The 13,913-nt window shown below is 56.9% G+C and carries 14 protein-coding genes; 4 read left to right on the forward strand and 10 right to left on the reverse strand.

All coding sequences use genetic code 11. The features are described from left to right. Positions 1–14: 14 nt before the first annotated feature. From AC1DXM_RS30565 to AC1DXM_RS30590, 6 genes are all read right to left on the reverse strand, one after another. Complete coding sequence (locus AC1DXM_RS30565; RefSeq protein ID WP_477239107.1) at positions 15–827, reverse strand: ABC transporter permease; 813 nt, start codon at positions 825–827, stop codon at positions 15–17. Continuing rightward, positions 824–1,996, reverse strand: a complete 1,173-nt coding sequence (locus AC1DXM_RS30570) for an ABC transporter permease (RefSeq protein ID WP_477239109.1) — start codon at positions 1,994–1,996, stop codon at positions 824–826. Before AC1DXM_RS30570 ends, AC1DXM_RS30565 begins: the two co-directional genes overlap by 4 nt. 415 nt (positions 1,997–2,411) lie before the next feature. After that, positions 2,412–3,479 (reverse strand): LacI family DNA-binding transcriptional regulator, encoded by a 1,068-nt coding sequence (locus AC1DXM_RS30575; protein WP_477239111.1) that lies wholly within the window; start codon positions 3,477–3,479, stop codon positions 2,412–2,414. Positions 3,480–3,881: 402 nt separating this feature from the next. Beyond that, on the reverse strand, positions 3,882–4,550 hold the full coding sequence (locus AC1DXM_RS30580; protein WP_477239131.1) for a class II aldolase/adducin family protein: 669 nt from the start codon (positions 4,548–4,550) through the stop codon (positions 3,882–3,884). A 20-nt stretch (positions 4,551–4,570) separates the two neighbouring features. Then, positions 4,571–5,956, reverse strand: coding sequence for an FGGY family carbohydrate kinase (locus AC1DXM_RS30585; RefSeq protein WP_477239113.1), 1,386 nt, complete (start codon positions 5,954–5,956; stop codon positions 4,571–4,573). Between the two features lie 670 nt (positions 5,957–6,626). Next, positions 6,627–7,997: an MATE family efflux transporter gene (locus AC1DXM_RS30590; RefSeq protein ID WP_477239115.1), complete on the reverse strand. Its 1,371-nt coding sequence runs from the start codon at positions 7,995–7,997 to the stop codon at positions 6,627–6,629. Between the two features lie 887 nt (positions 7,998–8,884). Here AC1DXM_RS30590 and AC1DXM_RS30595 point away from each other — a divergent pair. Beyond that, complete coding sequence (locus AC1DXM_RS30595) at positions 8,885–9,118, forward strand: hypothetical protein (RefSeq protein WP_477239117.1); 234 nt, start codon at positions 8,885–8,887, stop codon at positions 9,116–9,118. Positions 9,119–9,286: 168 nt separating this feature from the next. On the opposite strand, the gene AC1DXM_RS30600 is transcribed toward AC1DXM_RS30595, so the two are convergent. From AC1DXM_RS30600 to AC1DXM_RS30615, 4 genes are all read right to left on the reverse strand, one after another. Then, positions 9,287–9,745, reverse strand: coding sequence for a hypothetical protein (locus tag AC1DXM_RS30600; protein WP_477239119.1), 459 nt, complete (start codon positions 9,743–9,745; stop codon positions 9,287–9,289). Positions 9,746–10,000: 255 nt separating this feature from the next. Then, positions 10,001–10,174 (reverse strand): hypothetical protein, encoded by a 174-nt coding sequence (locus AC1DXM_RS30605; protein WP_477239121.1) that lies wholly within the window; start codon positions 10,172–10,174, stop codon positions 10,001–10,003. 1,173 nt (positions 10,175–11,347) lie between these two features. Further along, positions 11,348–12,028 (reverse strand): outer membrane protein, encoded by a 681-nt coding sequence (locus AC1DXM_RS30610; protein ID WP_477239123.1) that lies wholly within the window; start codon positions 12,026–12,028, stop codon positions 11,348–11,350. Between the two features lie 175 nt (positions 12,029–12,203). Then, complete coding sequence (locus AC1DXM_RS30615; RefSeq protein ID WP_477239133.1) at positions 12,204–12,275, reverse strand: excalibur calcium-binding domain-containing protein; 72 nt, start codon at positions 12,273–12,275, stop codon at positions 12,204–12,206. Between the two features lie 642 nt (positions 12,276–12,917). On the opposite strand from AC1DXM_RS30615, the gene AC1DXM_RS30620 reads away from it, so the two are divergent. From AC1DXM_RS30620 to AC1DXM_RS30630, 3 genes are all read left to right on the forward strand, one after another. After that, the gene (locus tag AC1DXM_RS30620) at positions 12,918–13,130 is read left to right on the forward strand and encodes a hypothetical protein (protein ID WP_477239125.1); all 213 of its coding nucleotides are present in this window, start codon (positions 12,918–12,920) and stop codon (positions 13,128–13,130) included. Positions 13,131–13,161: 31 nt separating this feature from the next. Further along, complete coding sequence (locus tag AC1DXM_RS30625; protein ID WP_477239127.1) at positions 13,162–13,284, forward strand: hypothetical protein; 123 nt, start codon at positions 13,162–13,164, stop codon at positions 13,282–13,284. A 95-nt stretch (positions 13,285–13,379) separates the two neighbouring features. Further along, the coding region (locus AC1DXM_RS30630; RefSeq protein WP_477239129.1) for a recombinase family protein at positions 13,380–13,913 on the forward strand (534 nt) is incomplete at its 3' end.

The raw sequence follows: 13,913 nt of genomic DNA on the forward strand, positions 1-13,913 counted from the left end.
AGAGTTTTATTGGATCACGACATTGACGGTATTCGTTTCGACTGGAAGCGCTCGGCGATCAAGAACAGGCAAAGTAAAATGATCGTCGCAAAGGTCGTCATCACAGAGACGACTGCGACATCCGGTGCTATGCTTGATGTCAGTCCTGAGAAGATTCGCTGCGGCAGCGTCGTTTGATCTGGCTGCGCAAGAAGGAGCACGATGATGGACTCATCGAAAGACGCGTGAAAGGCATAGATGGCGCCCGCCGCCAGAGATGGAACGAGGGACGGAAGCACTGCATGCCGAACCGCCTGTACCCTGCCTGCGCCCAAGCTCAGCGCCGCGATGTAAAGACGCGTATCGTATTTGCGCATCGATGCGGAGGTTGTAACTACCACAAACGGAATGCCAAGCGCTGCATGCGCCATGATCAGCCCGGCGCGCGTGTCGGTTAGACCCCATGCGTTAAACGATATATATATTGCCAAAGCTGCGATAATACTCGGCATTATCAAAGGAAGCATAAGTGTTCCATATCCGATTGCAGAGGTTTTTCCTTTCAATAATGCAACGCCGCAGCCAGCCGTTGCGCCCAGAGCCACGGCGATAACCGTTGAAAAGCAAGCAACATAGAGACTGTTGCGCGCCGCTTGCCCCCATTCGGGGTCTGTCAAGACCTTCGAATACCAGCGGAGCGAGACGCCATCCCGCGGAAGCGTGAAGAAATTCCCGTCATTCAGCGACACAGCCAGAATGACAAAGAGCGGCAGAATGAGAAATGCGATGACGGTCGCACCGCCCAATCGGGCGACGGTGTCTATCGCTTGTGCCGATGTCGGCCTCATACTGACTTACCCAACCGTTTGCTGGAATTCTTCGCGGGGCTCAATGCCGCGCCGGTCAAAGCGAATCCCGCCACCAGTAAGGTGAGCCATACGCTTAATGCCGCTGAAACATGCCAGTCGCCCATGCGTTGGGCAAAGAAGGCCGTGTAGTATGCAAGCAACTGATCTTGCGGGCCGCCCAGAAGGAGCGGCGTCAGGTAGAATCCGAGCGTAAGCGTAATGACTATCGATAGTCCGGCGGTGATCGCCGGCCGCATCTGAGGCAAGTAGACGAGCAAGACCGCTCGGAAGGTGGACGCACCAAGACTAGTCGCAGCGAAATATTGCTGTATCGGGATACGCTTCAGGCCTTCATGCAGCGACAAGATCATGTAAGGTAGTAGCAAGTGCACCATGCCTACGATAACTGCACTGCGTGTTCCAAGTATTCCGTAGGACAAGTTGGAAGAAAAGAGAGCCCTCCCGATCGCAGTCAGGACGCCCTCATTTTGAAATATGATGATCCAGCTGAGCGTGCGAACGAGGATCGATGTCCAAAGCGAAACGAGGACACAGGCAATCATCATGCGCGCTGTGCGACCGGATGCGACGCCAATCGAATAGGCTGCGGGCGCCGCGATGAGAAAGCACAGCGCTGCAACACCCGTTGCAACGCCGATGGTGCGCATGAAAACTTCGGAAAACTGGATCTGCTCAGCCGCGCGGTCTCCCCATGGGGCCGTGATCGAAAGATACCGAAGCGTGAAGCGCTGGCCTTCGGCTTCCAGCATTTTCCACGTCGATTCTTGCAGCCAAAGATCATCAATTGCGGCGAACCACGCTCGGATGTCTTCGGGCAACACATCGGTTTTCCTGGCCTCCGCGCTGGTTTTGAGCAACATGATGCGCAAGGCGCCGCTGCTCGATCCGACGCTGTGCGCGAGCTGTCCCACATCGCTGCGCGCAGCCGATCGAAGGTCACTGAAAAGTACCTTGAGCGCATCGTCCGTAGGCTCCGCCTGACCCTTGTCGAGAGCAATCTGCCTATAGGTATGCGCCAGTATATCGCCAGCACTATCCTTTAAAAAAGCTTGAGGAAGAAAGGAGAAAATCGGGACCAGATAAAACAGCGCTAAGAATGCAAAGGCGGGGGTCGTCAGAAATAAGAATAGGAATTTTTCACTCTTCATGATCGTCTCTTTATCCTGGGCGCTGCCTGCTGAAATCCAACCGCGATCTCGACTCACTCCAGAGAAATGAACCCGCAACAGTCAGCGTCTGGGGCGGAGCCAAGCCGCCGCTGCCAGGCAGACGGGCCCCTCCTCTAGCGCTGAGAAATTATCGATCCCTCCAATGGCAGTAACGCGATCTCCTCGCCCTCAGAGAGCCGAAGTATGGGCCACAATCGATTGTGATGGCAAGTTCTTTTTATCGCGATCGAGGTCGGCGATCAAAGAAAGCGCTAGAGGCAGGATTGGAAGAACGGGCCGCAAGCTAGCGCGCAGCACGGGGACAGGGACTTGCCCTACAAAACGTCAAAATGGCGACGTACCCTGACCACCATCGTGATCTCATTCGTGCGCCAGAGAACCGGTAGCTCGCGGCCTATATCGCGTCCGTTTCGACATTGATCATCGTCAACTCCGGCGTCGGAAGGGAAGATCTGGGAGGAACCAGTATCGGCGTTATGTAGTAGATGGTTGGGTCCCCTGGATCCTTATCCAGGATATCAAAGGCCTTCTCCATCATTGCGACCACGTCTTGCTTTATCATCCATGTTCGGAAAATACAAAATGACGCAAAAGGATCGTAGTCGCAGCAACCAATTTCGATATCGGACAGATCAAGATCTGGATGGCGAGATGAAAAGCGAAGAAATCCTTCGTAATTGAGAGTACTGTTCAGGAAAATACGACGCGGGACACGGCTATGATTCTGATAATACGTCTCGAAGGCTTGACATGTTTTCGCAGGGTCATAGCCAGTAAAATGAATGACTTCGTCGGTCGGTGGACCGGCAAAATTGTCGACAGCGACCTTGAATCCGCGAATACGATCGAGCGTTGAGACCTCACTGCAGCCCCCGAAAAAATGAATATCATTAGCCCGCAGTCCGTCCTTGTTTCCAGTCTCAATAATTGCGCTCGTCAGGGTCAAGCCGCCCTTGAAATTATCGCTGATGACAGACGATACTTTCGACCCGGGAAGGTCTATGTTGACATGGCGTTGCCCAGCAGAACTGCAAATCTCATGGACTCCATCCGGGTCGGCTGCACCGCAGATAACTAAACCCTCAATAGAGTACGAAATCAATGTCTTAGCGGTTTCACGTTCGGTTGCCGGATCACGACCGGCGCTAACCACGATAGGACATTTTCCCCGACGGCGAACGTTCAGTTCGAAGCTCTGTGCAACCGCTGCAAAAAACCGGCTGTTGTGCGAGGGGATCATCAGTCCCGTCATTTGCGAGACGGACTTGCGAAGGCCCTGGGCCTGCTTGTTCGGCATGTAATTGTGCGCTTTTGCCAGCGCTTTTACAGCCTCCGCCGTCCGGGCTGAGATGCCCCGCCTCGACCAAGTCCCATTCAATACAGCACTGATCGTCGAGACGGAAAGACCAGCTTTTTTCGAGAGTTCATAAATCGTGGAGCGTTGTTGATTGTCGATAGCCAAAAATTCACCTCAGGTGCTGTGATTCCGTATTCCTTAGAGGATATCAATCTTACACAGTCGGTTGTGAAATGGCATGATGACGATCCGGCCCTAACGAGCCCCGAAGGCAGCTGCCTGATCCCACATTGAGACGGCGCGCATTATCCTTGAACCGAGGCTAGGTGTTGATTTGTCACCGAGAACTGGTCCGGCAGCATATGACATTTCCATTGAGAATTGACCCATGTTTGAATCAGCCCTGCACGACAGTGGGGCTTTGGAGTGATCGACATGGGCGTTATTGAGCCGGTCTGGCCCCGCGACGTACCGGTGTCCGGTCGGACTATGACATATGTTTAGTTATGAGTTGTCTTGGCGCATGGCATCGAGCCAGCGATTCGCCAGCCCGCCGCACAGAATCAATCATCCCGTATGGTTTTCCTTTGGTATCAGACGGATGGTGGCGTCCTCCAGATCTGGCGCGTTGCCGTAGGACATCTGCTTCATCTGGCGCAGCACATGGTCCATTTCCTCGTCGGTGAGCAGGATTGGCTCGCCCATCGCAAGCGACTGAATGTACTGTCGCGCCAGCGTCTCGACTTCGTTGGCAATGCGGAACGCATGGTTGAAATCGCGGCCGACGGCGATCTGGCCGTGATTGGCGAGCAGGCACGCGTCGCGTCCCTGCAGCGCCTTTAACGCGTTCTCCGACAATTCCTGGGTACCATAGGGCGCGTAGTCGGCACAGCGTATGGTGTTACCGCCGGCTACGCCGATCATGTAGTGAAAAGCCTCGATCTGGCGGCGGTGGCACGAGAAGGATGTCGCGAACGAGGAATGGCAGTGCAGGACGACGTTTCGGTCCGAACGCTCGTTCAGGATGTCGCGATGGAACCGCCACTCGGAAGACGGCAGACGCGTGCCATAATAGCCGCCTTCAAAATCCATCTCGACAATATCTTCCGGTTTCATCACCTCGTAGCGCAAGCTCGTCGGGGTGATCAGGAAGCCTTTCCCGCTACGCACGGAGAGGTTACCCGAGGTTCCCTGGTTGATGCCTGAAGAATTCATCCGCAGGCAGGTTTCGATCATCTGTTGTCTTAGTTCAAGTGTCACCGATGGTCTCCATAGTTGGATTCGTCAATCTGTTGGCGCCAGGCCCGATGATAGTCCCGTAGCGCGGTCACATTCAGGCCGCCGCAGTCGATGGTTTCGAACCGCAGCTGGTTTGGATGGGCGATCCCCGCCAGCAGAGCTGCGCCCGTCGCCGTACCGTTCTTTGCCGATGCGATGAGGACGCGCCGCTCTGGATCGAGCGACGCGAGCAGGGCGCCGAGCATTGGTTGCGCAGTCACATTTCCGTCGACGATTAGCTGCCTCTGATGACCGAGATAACCGGCGCATAGATCCGCCAGCATGGCGTAGTAGACGATCGCCAGAGCCGACAGGTCTGGGGGATCGGTCGGCATGGGGCCGACAACTCTTCCCCTGTTGCCCGCATTGGGAACCAGTCCCCCGCGCCGAACGAAGCTCGGCAGTGCTAGAATCTTCGATCCGAGAATCCTGTTCACGGAATCCACGGTGGCAATATCCCGTCTGCCGCCGGTCAATATCTCGAATTCGCGCCCGGCCATCGCCCGGCAGCTTGTCAGCGGCACATCAAGCGCCGACTGCTGGAAGGTCACGTCGATCCCATGCGGGATCGAATTCGATTTCGTGTCGCTCAGGCCGACCAGCCACGTTCCGCAAGACAGCAATGTCACGCCGGTAAAGCCGGCGGCCTGGTAGCGATGAAAGTTTGCGGCGCTGTCGTGGACGCCGCAACGAACATGCACCCCATCGAGTCGTCCCCACAGATTCACGAGATGACCCGATATCGGCCCAAGCACATGCGAGGGCATCCTTACCGGAGCCATGAGATGCTGCCATCCCTGTCTGGCGACCAGGGACGTGAACCTTTTCTCTCGCGCATTCCATAAGTGAGACTGGGCGGTGAGGCTGGTGATGTCCATCGATGCAATGCCGCACAGCCGCCAGGCCCAGTATTGGGGCGCCGGCATCAGCGTGGCCGCCTTCGCGAAAAGATCGGGGTGCTTGAGCTGTATCCAGAACAGCTGCTTGGCAATATGTGTCGCGCCGAGGCCTATGTTGGCGCCACGTTCCTCGAGCCCGTCGGCGACTTCCGCGTAAAGGATGTCCAGCTCGGCCGGCATGGTTGATTCATAGTCGAGAAGCGGCGTCGTCGACCCGTCCCCGTTGACGATCATCGCCGATGAACCGTGCGTGCTGACGATTACATCGGACACTTTGTCGAGCTCTGACAGCTCGCAAAGCGACTGGAACATGAAACCCCAGGCGGACTCCAGTTCCTGGACGATATAGCCATTCTCCTCGACTGAGCGGTTCTCGGCTTCAAGAGACCGGATGACCTCTCCATCATTGGCGACGAGGCTCGCCTTCAGATTGGTTTTACCAACATCCAGGACGACTACCGACACGATGTCGAACCTTCGCGATCCTGCGGCCGCGATGCGCCTCGCATTCCCCCCTTTGGCTCTCCAGCCACAACAGCCACCCTCTCGCTCTCCCCCGGCCCGCAGCGCCAACTCCGTCGACCTTGCCGGTCCATGTGAGCTTCTAAATATAGAAAAGTGCGCGCTTTCACAATCGATTGTGTAACATATTTTTCCGAGGGTCGGCGCAACTCGAAGGGGTTAGTCTAAGGGCGGTGTCGGCAACCTGTCGGGCGTATTCGCGGGCGTTCTTGCTCGGCGCCATCCGAACGCCATCAACCTGCTGTCGATGCCGCCTCAGTACACACAGATGATTCAGGGCGATGGTACTTACCGCGGTGCTGCTCGACGACCTAAAGACCTCGATCCCATCAAGGTCTCTTTAGACGATCGCGATGCCTGCGGAATGGCGAAGTCTTAGCGAACCGCGCATTGCGAGTTCCGACGAACGCCCACCGACAGTAACCTCGGCTGGTTGTGAGCCGGGGTTCGTGGCCCATTCGACCGGGCACGGCGCACCGAGTTCCGCAGAGATGTGGTTGGAGCCTTGGAGCCCCGCCTCAGGCCTCGAGGTCGTTTCGATTTGACCGCCGCCCTGGCGAACCATCCGCGGTCAAGTTTGTGAAACAGCTTGGTGCGCGACGGCCACGCCGTGTCAGAAGGTCACGATTCTTAGCTGCTTCCGCAGCGCGAAACGCGTCACAAGCGATACCGCTACCACAATAAGGCCGACTGCGAGACCGATCCAGATGCCCGTACCGCCAAGCCTAGTGCCAAGAGCAAGATAGATTCCCAACGGCGCCGACACCAACCAATATCCGCCGAATGCAATCAGCATCGGGACCATAGTATCATTTAGGCCCCTCAAGGCATGTGTGGCGTTCACCTGCGCACCATCGGCAAGTTGGTAGATGCCAGCGATCGCGAGATAGCCAACCGCGAGTTCGAAGGTTCTGTGGCCGCCAGGAGCTGACGGATCGAGGAAAATCGCAATAACGTCGCGGCCAAAAACCACGAAGGTAATCCCAGTAACGAGCATGAACGCGGCTCCGAGCGCGATAGACACCCAGCCTGCGGCCTGAATGGCCCGCTCGTCACGGCGGCCGTAAGCCATCCCGACGCGGACCGTGGCGGCGGCTCCGATGCCGAGCGGAACCGTGTAGGTTAGCGCGCCCATCTGCAGCGCGATCGCATGCGCCGCGACCTCTTCCTGCCCGATGTAGCTCATAACGAGCGCCGCGCCGGAAAATACGATTAACTCGGCGAACATTGTGAGACCAAACGGCACTCCGAAACGAAATATGCGCCACAGTTCCAACCAGTTCGGATGGATGAGCGCTTGAAGGCGAAATGCCCCCCTGAGTTCCCAATCGAGGCGAATGTACACCGCAGCGGCGATCGCCATGAACGCGTAAGAGACGACATTGGCCGTCGCCGCTCCTTGCATGCCAAGCGCGGGCGCGCCGTACTCACCGAAGATCAACACATTTGACAGGCATACGTTCAACACGACGCCGCCGACGGTGATGACGAAAACAGCTCGACTTCGGCCGTATGCCGACATCAAAGATCTGAAAACCAAGAAGAAGAACGCCGGCAAAAGCATGAGCGCGGCCACCCTCATATACCGGACTGCGCGCTCCGTGAGACCGGGGTCCTGTCCGATCAGCCGGAACACCGATCCTATCTGCGAGAGTATGCAAATCAGAGCGACGGCCAGCAGGAAACTGGCGACCAAACCCTGCGTCACACAGTCAGCGACTCTATCGATTCTTCCACGCGCCCGGGCTTGCGCGGCTAGCGGGGCGACGGCGGCGACCACACTGGTTCCGAAAAGAAAGAACGGCATCATGAAGGAGTAAGCCAGTGTACCCGCGGCCAAAAAAGGCGTGCCAAGTTTCCCCAACATCACGATATTCGTGGTGAAGAGCGCGCTCTGTGAGAGCTGGGCAAGGGCCAATGGCCAAGCCAGCCGGAAAGTCAGGCGCAGTTCGTCGCCCCATGCTTGGGACAATATCGCAATCATAGAAATACCCGGGTGCGCGAATCGGGGCGCCCCATAGGGATCCCCGTCTCCAGCGCGATATATCATATGCTGAGACGGAGTAGCCACCAGAGATCTAGTAACTTCTAGGCCAGCGTCTTCGGTCTCTTAGGTTCGAACTCAAGTGCTTCGTGCTTTAGTTTTTCGAGGATCACGGATATCGCGGCGAACATCACGCATAGGAGCGGTCAATATCGTCGGCAAAAGAGCGTCCGAAAAGGCCTGTCGGGAGCTCCCTCGTGGGAACGAAAAAAGAAGAGAAGCAGAACTTTCGTGTGCGATTTTTGCACACGGCATCTCATAACGAACTGATTTTATTTATGTATCCGCCCCATCCATCATGGGTGCTATCGGCGTATCCGCTGCCGTGGAGCGCGATTGGATAACGCCAAGCTGGGCTGTCACGCGTGTGCCAATTCCAGTCTGCCATTTATGCGACTTTTCGAGCACAGACCGGGAACAGCTGGCTCTTTCCATTGTCTGAAAAACGAGAGAGCACACCCTTCACGCGGGTGGGGTCGCAGGTTCAATCCCTGCATCGCCCACCAAAGCCCATATATAAATTACAAACGTTCTACTTACTCTGCCGCCAGACATTTTTTTCGTATCGCCACCATCTCGCCACCGAATCGACGATTGATTTCGGCTTTGGCGCGCGAGCTGAGGGGCTGTCTTCGCCACGGCGGTAACAGGGGTTCGATTCCCCTTGGGCGTACCAGACTTTTCAAGCACTTAGTGAAAAACTTCCCTCGCCTGTCCAATTTTTGGCCAATATCGACCCGCCGAATCCTGTCTTGCAATCTCCGTTGCGACTGCGACTAATCGAAAGTACCCGGCGATCTGCGTGGGAAAATGGGGGAAACATGGACATGTTGGACAAGGCCGTGCTTGACCTTGAGCAGGCGGCCGACGCCTGTGAGGTCAGTTGTGACTTGTTGGAAGAGCAGGACGAGAGGGTGTTTTCAGACCCTGGGGTTCTGAAGGCTGTCATCAACCAAATATTCCGGCGACAAGTGGTACTCAGTCGCCACTTGTCGCTCTTGGGCACGATACTGCAGGCCGTGCGATCAGGTCAGGAGATCCCGGATCTTCCGCCTGAATAAAAAAACCCGCCACCGTGAGGCAGCGGGCTAAAGACGTAAAGTTTTCCGCTTTCCTGTAAGTCGGGAATCGGCGCCACCCTGTGAAGCACCGCAAGGAACGCCTTCTGCCTGTCGGGTGAAAGGCGCCTGAACAAACACAGCGCTTCCAACTCATCGAGGCCGGCCTTCTTAAATTCCGCGATCACCGCTTGCTTGTCCTCTGCCAGCGGGTCCGCCATGATCTTCAGAAATCGGGACACCCTCATGGAGACACCAGCACTTCCTGCGACTTGAGGTCGTCGCCCACATGACGGTTTCGCCATAGATGTCCGGGCACGGTTCGCCGACGCCACCTTCCTCGTCGTCGGCATTGTCGAGTTCCAAATCCAGCACGTCGCCGGGCGGCAGGTTCGGGGCGGTGCTGGACAGGAACGATTGCCCGCCGCGCTCTGTCCAGCCAAGCGACGGCTCGTCGTCCGCTGTGTCTTCAAGGTCGCAGTCGGCTTCCATGAGGTCGAGCGCTGTTATCAGGCTCATGGCGCGGTCTAGATGGTCGTTCAGGCGCTTCTGCACCGACTGGCGCCATTTGCGCGGGTCCATTCCCTTGGGCATGCCTAGGGGTTTCAGAGTGCGAATGTGGGTGTTCATCACTCTTCCCTTTCGTGGTGCCGGATGATGCCGGCGGCACGGTCTGAAAGGCGGTTCGCAGTGCGCAAAAGAAGTAAGGCGAAGCGTAGGCGGATGACGCGGCAGAAGGCGGCCACCGCCGACGAGAACCGGCAATAAAACTGACCAAATGCTTGTTTCTGCGGCCGGCAAATCCACCCCTCCAAATGATCATAAAATAAGACCCTTTTTCGCATAGTAGCGACGGGTCTGCCATGGCTTAAGCGGGCATTTAATTTAGCGCCGTTTCGGCTTCGGCGTGATCTCTTCAATCCGAGCATTCGCGCCGTCCTGCACCATCGCCTGTTCCATCGCGTCGGCTTCGGCCTTGTCTTTGGTCGTCAGGATTGTGCGCCAATGCGGCTTATCGAACACGCTCACGATGTAGGTCGTGACCGGCTTGTTTTTCATTGGCTTGCCTTGCGATAGGCGTTCGGCGGCAGCAAGAAGGTTGGGCTGATCTTCGGAGTGAGGTCATCGGCCAGCCCTTGCCCATCCGGCCGATATTAGCGCGGCGCCTGGAGCATCGCCAGACGACGTCGCGTTTGTTTCCCTAAATGTAAGACGTGTCTTGCACGTTTCGGGAACGGGGGAGCCCCATTCTACAATTCGTTATATCGGCGTATGATCCCTTGCCAGCCGGCACCCTCTCCTTCGCCGGTTAGGCCCGGCGGTCAAAACCCCAGCCCCCCGCCCTTGACCGCTGGCCGCTAGTAGCCCTCGCCATCGCAATCGGCTTTTATTTTAGTACTCGCTAAAATTCTCAATGATCAGAGCGCGGAAGTTTAATGCAATCGTGCAATTGATGGCGACGTTCTGCTGTGGGGTTGGAAATGCGAACCCGGACTTTGGTTAGGAACTCGAGGGCCACGGAAGCCTTGGAACTGCGCGCGAAGATAGCATCCTTGGAAGAGGAGCAGAGGCGAAGAGTTGCGTGCTCGGCAGGCATGTTAAAGCTGGCGCAAGTCGGCCAAGAATTGAGGTTGCTCCGGTTTCGCCTGGCAATTCTGGAAGACTGTGTGGCGGCGCTTTCAGCCGAGCGCCGTTTGCAATTTTAAGAAAATTGTAATTGCAACTAATCACGCGTCCGGAAGTTGCACAGCCAAGCGGTCGATCTCTCAATGAGTCTAGCCGCGAAGAATCGCAGGAAGCCCGTCGCTTACGCTCATTAGCTGCGACGGGCTTTCTCGTTCTTGCACTTGTCAGCCGGCCTAGCTTGTAGGATTATAGTCCTCGTTGCGGCGAATCCCCTCAAACGGAGTCGCTAACATGGCCAGAAAACCAAACCTTCAAAACAGCTATCACAGGTCGAGATCGAGCGCTTTCTGGTGGCAGCAGAGGTGCTGCGCAAGAGCATTCATCGGTCCCCTCCTGGCGTACCACAGCGAGCACTACCAAGCGCTTCGTGAGGTCCACGGACCGCTGCTGAAGTCGATCGAGACCATCACCGGCAACCGGGCGCCGTTCATCCAGCCGAACAGGGGTCGGTGAAGGCCCCTACGGCTGGATAGCGTTCACGGGCGGCTTGACGGACAAAGCATCACGAGTAGGCCGCTAGAGCCGCTTGAAGTCGGGAAGCCCGCTTCAGAAGTGGTAGTTGATACCCACGCGGACCGTATCGAAGTCGATTCTGGAGGTGGAAGGATCTGGAGCGGCTGTGTTGAAATCGGGGGTGCCCAGATCCACGTGCATATACTCGGCCTTGAACGACAGTTTTTGATTTAGGGCCCACTCAAGTCCGGCGCCGGCCGCCCAGCCCCACCGGGTCTCGTCGTAGCCGCAGGTCGGGGTAAAGCCACAGGCTCCCAGGTCAGCCGTGCCTTTGACCTTGCCGACAGCAAAGCCACCCGTGACATAGGGAAGAAAGTTCTCGAAGGCATAGCCGACGCGCGCACGGCCTGTGCCATACCAGTCGATGTCCGCCGAACAGCCCTCGATCCCGCAAGGCGGTACAAACGGAACCTTGAGGACGCTGCCGTTAATATTGGCGTAAGACACGTCACCTTCGACGCCGAAAACGATCTGCCCCGCCTGCCAATTGTAACCAGCGGTCAGACCGCCGACAAATCCGTCTGAATCGACGTCAACGGTGCTGCCAAAGAAACGGTAGGGATCGCTGCTCCAGCCCCACCCGGCCACGGCGCCAAGATAGGCTCCCGACCAATTGATGCTTTCGGGCGGAGCTTCGATGACAGCATCTGCGGCATACGCCGACCCAGCCAGCATCGCGAAAATACCTGCAATTGCAATTGAAAGGCTGCGCAACGTTGTCCCCACGCTAAAAGTCCGAGCACCTAAATGTATCAGAGTTCGCTAAATTTATTGTCTCATTCCTGCAACACTTGAGACTTGCTTCGTTCGCGGGAGTTTTGCCGATCACCGGCAAGCGGGCGCCGTTCATCCGGCCGAACATGACAGGGCCGGTGGAGCCCCCTACGGCCTAGCCATTTTCGCAGCCTATCCCGTCGCCGTCACGGTCGAGGTCGGTTCCACGCTGCCCTGGCGCAGGTATTTGCGGATGGCATCCCGGGATAGGCCGGTCCTGCGGCATATCTCCCGGATCGAGAGATGCTCTCGAAAATGCCAGCGTCGGATTACGCTAAGTAATGCCATGTCGATCACTCCGTGGCCCCGCTGAAAAACGCGGGGCAAGGTTCAAACATGGGTCAATTCTCGATGGAAATATCTTGTGCTACCGGTCAGTTCTCGGTGGATATCAACATACAGGCCTGGGAAGGACACTCGGCGTCCACTCGCACAAGGGTGCAATGCGGGCCACAGAAAATCTCGCGCTGCCGTTCTGAGAACCCGCTCTTCCAATGAGAGAGCGTGCGAAAATCGATCGTCGCGATCCGGAGCCGACCCAGCAACCTAATCCACGCTTCGGCGTTAATTGGGTAATCTTGAATTAGCCCAAGATGGCAGGGATGAGCATCGACACTAAACCGCGCCTTCCTCGTGACAGCGACCTCCTGTCAGGATGCGAGCCCTATGTGATTGAGTGTTTTGCGCGGCAAAACGGCATCACCCCCGCTCAGGTCCATAGACTTATGAAGCGCTATGGAAGCCGCCGCACAGTGCTCGAAGCCGTGGTTAAGGGATTCGACCGCGCGAAAAACGGAAGCACTGGCTAACCAGATAGGAGCTGGGGACGATGCCGCGACTGGTGGTTTTTGTGATGAGAAATCTCCTGACGGGCGCCCTAATCGGGCTCGCCGTTGCGGGTTGGTTGGTGGTCGATGGTCCCTTGGCGGGTCATTGGTATTCGAGCGACAAGGGGTATCTGGCGGTTGCGATGGTGGCGTATTCGATGGCTTCAACATTCAGCCTTGGCTTCTTGGCCACAGCATTGTTGCTATCGCAATAATTTGTCTGACGTTGAAGAGGGAGCTGGTCGCATGTTGAACCAGGGGCCGGTTCCGATAGCAGACTATGAGCGCGAGCAGACGAAGTCGAAGCGTTTGGTGCGCACCAACACCACTGTCCTTATGGCGACGGTGTTCCCGCCATCCGATGGCTAGATAGTGGCCGCAACCCGAAGCCGATTCCACAAGAAATATTGAACTTTATCAGATGCTTAACTTGAAATAAACGGCGTAGCGAGCACACGCAAACGGTGGTTTGCAGTTTGAACACCCGCAGAGGATCGGGCCATGTCCACCGCCGTTGCCGACTATCGCGTTTCAACGCAGCGGCAGGTTGTTCGGGGCTTGGCATCCACGCTCAGCGTGCAGCCGTCGCCCGGTTCGCCGAAACCGAAGGCATCGCGATCTTCCACCAGTTCACTGAGGTCGAGACAGGCAAGGGCTCCGATGCCCTGGACCGACGTCCACAGCTGGCAGCCGCCCTCGCTAAGCCGAGACAGGCAAAATGTCCGGTCATTGTTGCCAAGCTTGATCGGCTGTCGCGTGACGTTGCCTTCATTGCTGGGCTTATGGTTCAGCGCGTCCCATTCATCGTCGCCGAACTCGGAGCCGATGCCGACCCTTTCATGCTGCACCTCTATGCGGCACTGGCCGAGAAAGAGCGACGTCTCATCTCGGAGCGCACCAAAGCCGCCCTCGCCTCTCGCAAGATGACCGGCAGGAAACTCGGCAATCCAACCAATTCCGCACAGGCGGCCGCCAAGGGGCGACAGATCTCGGTGGAG

This window comes from Mesorhizobium sp. P3_A2, assembly GCF_056403115.1.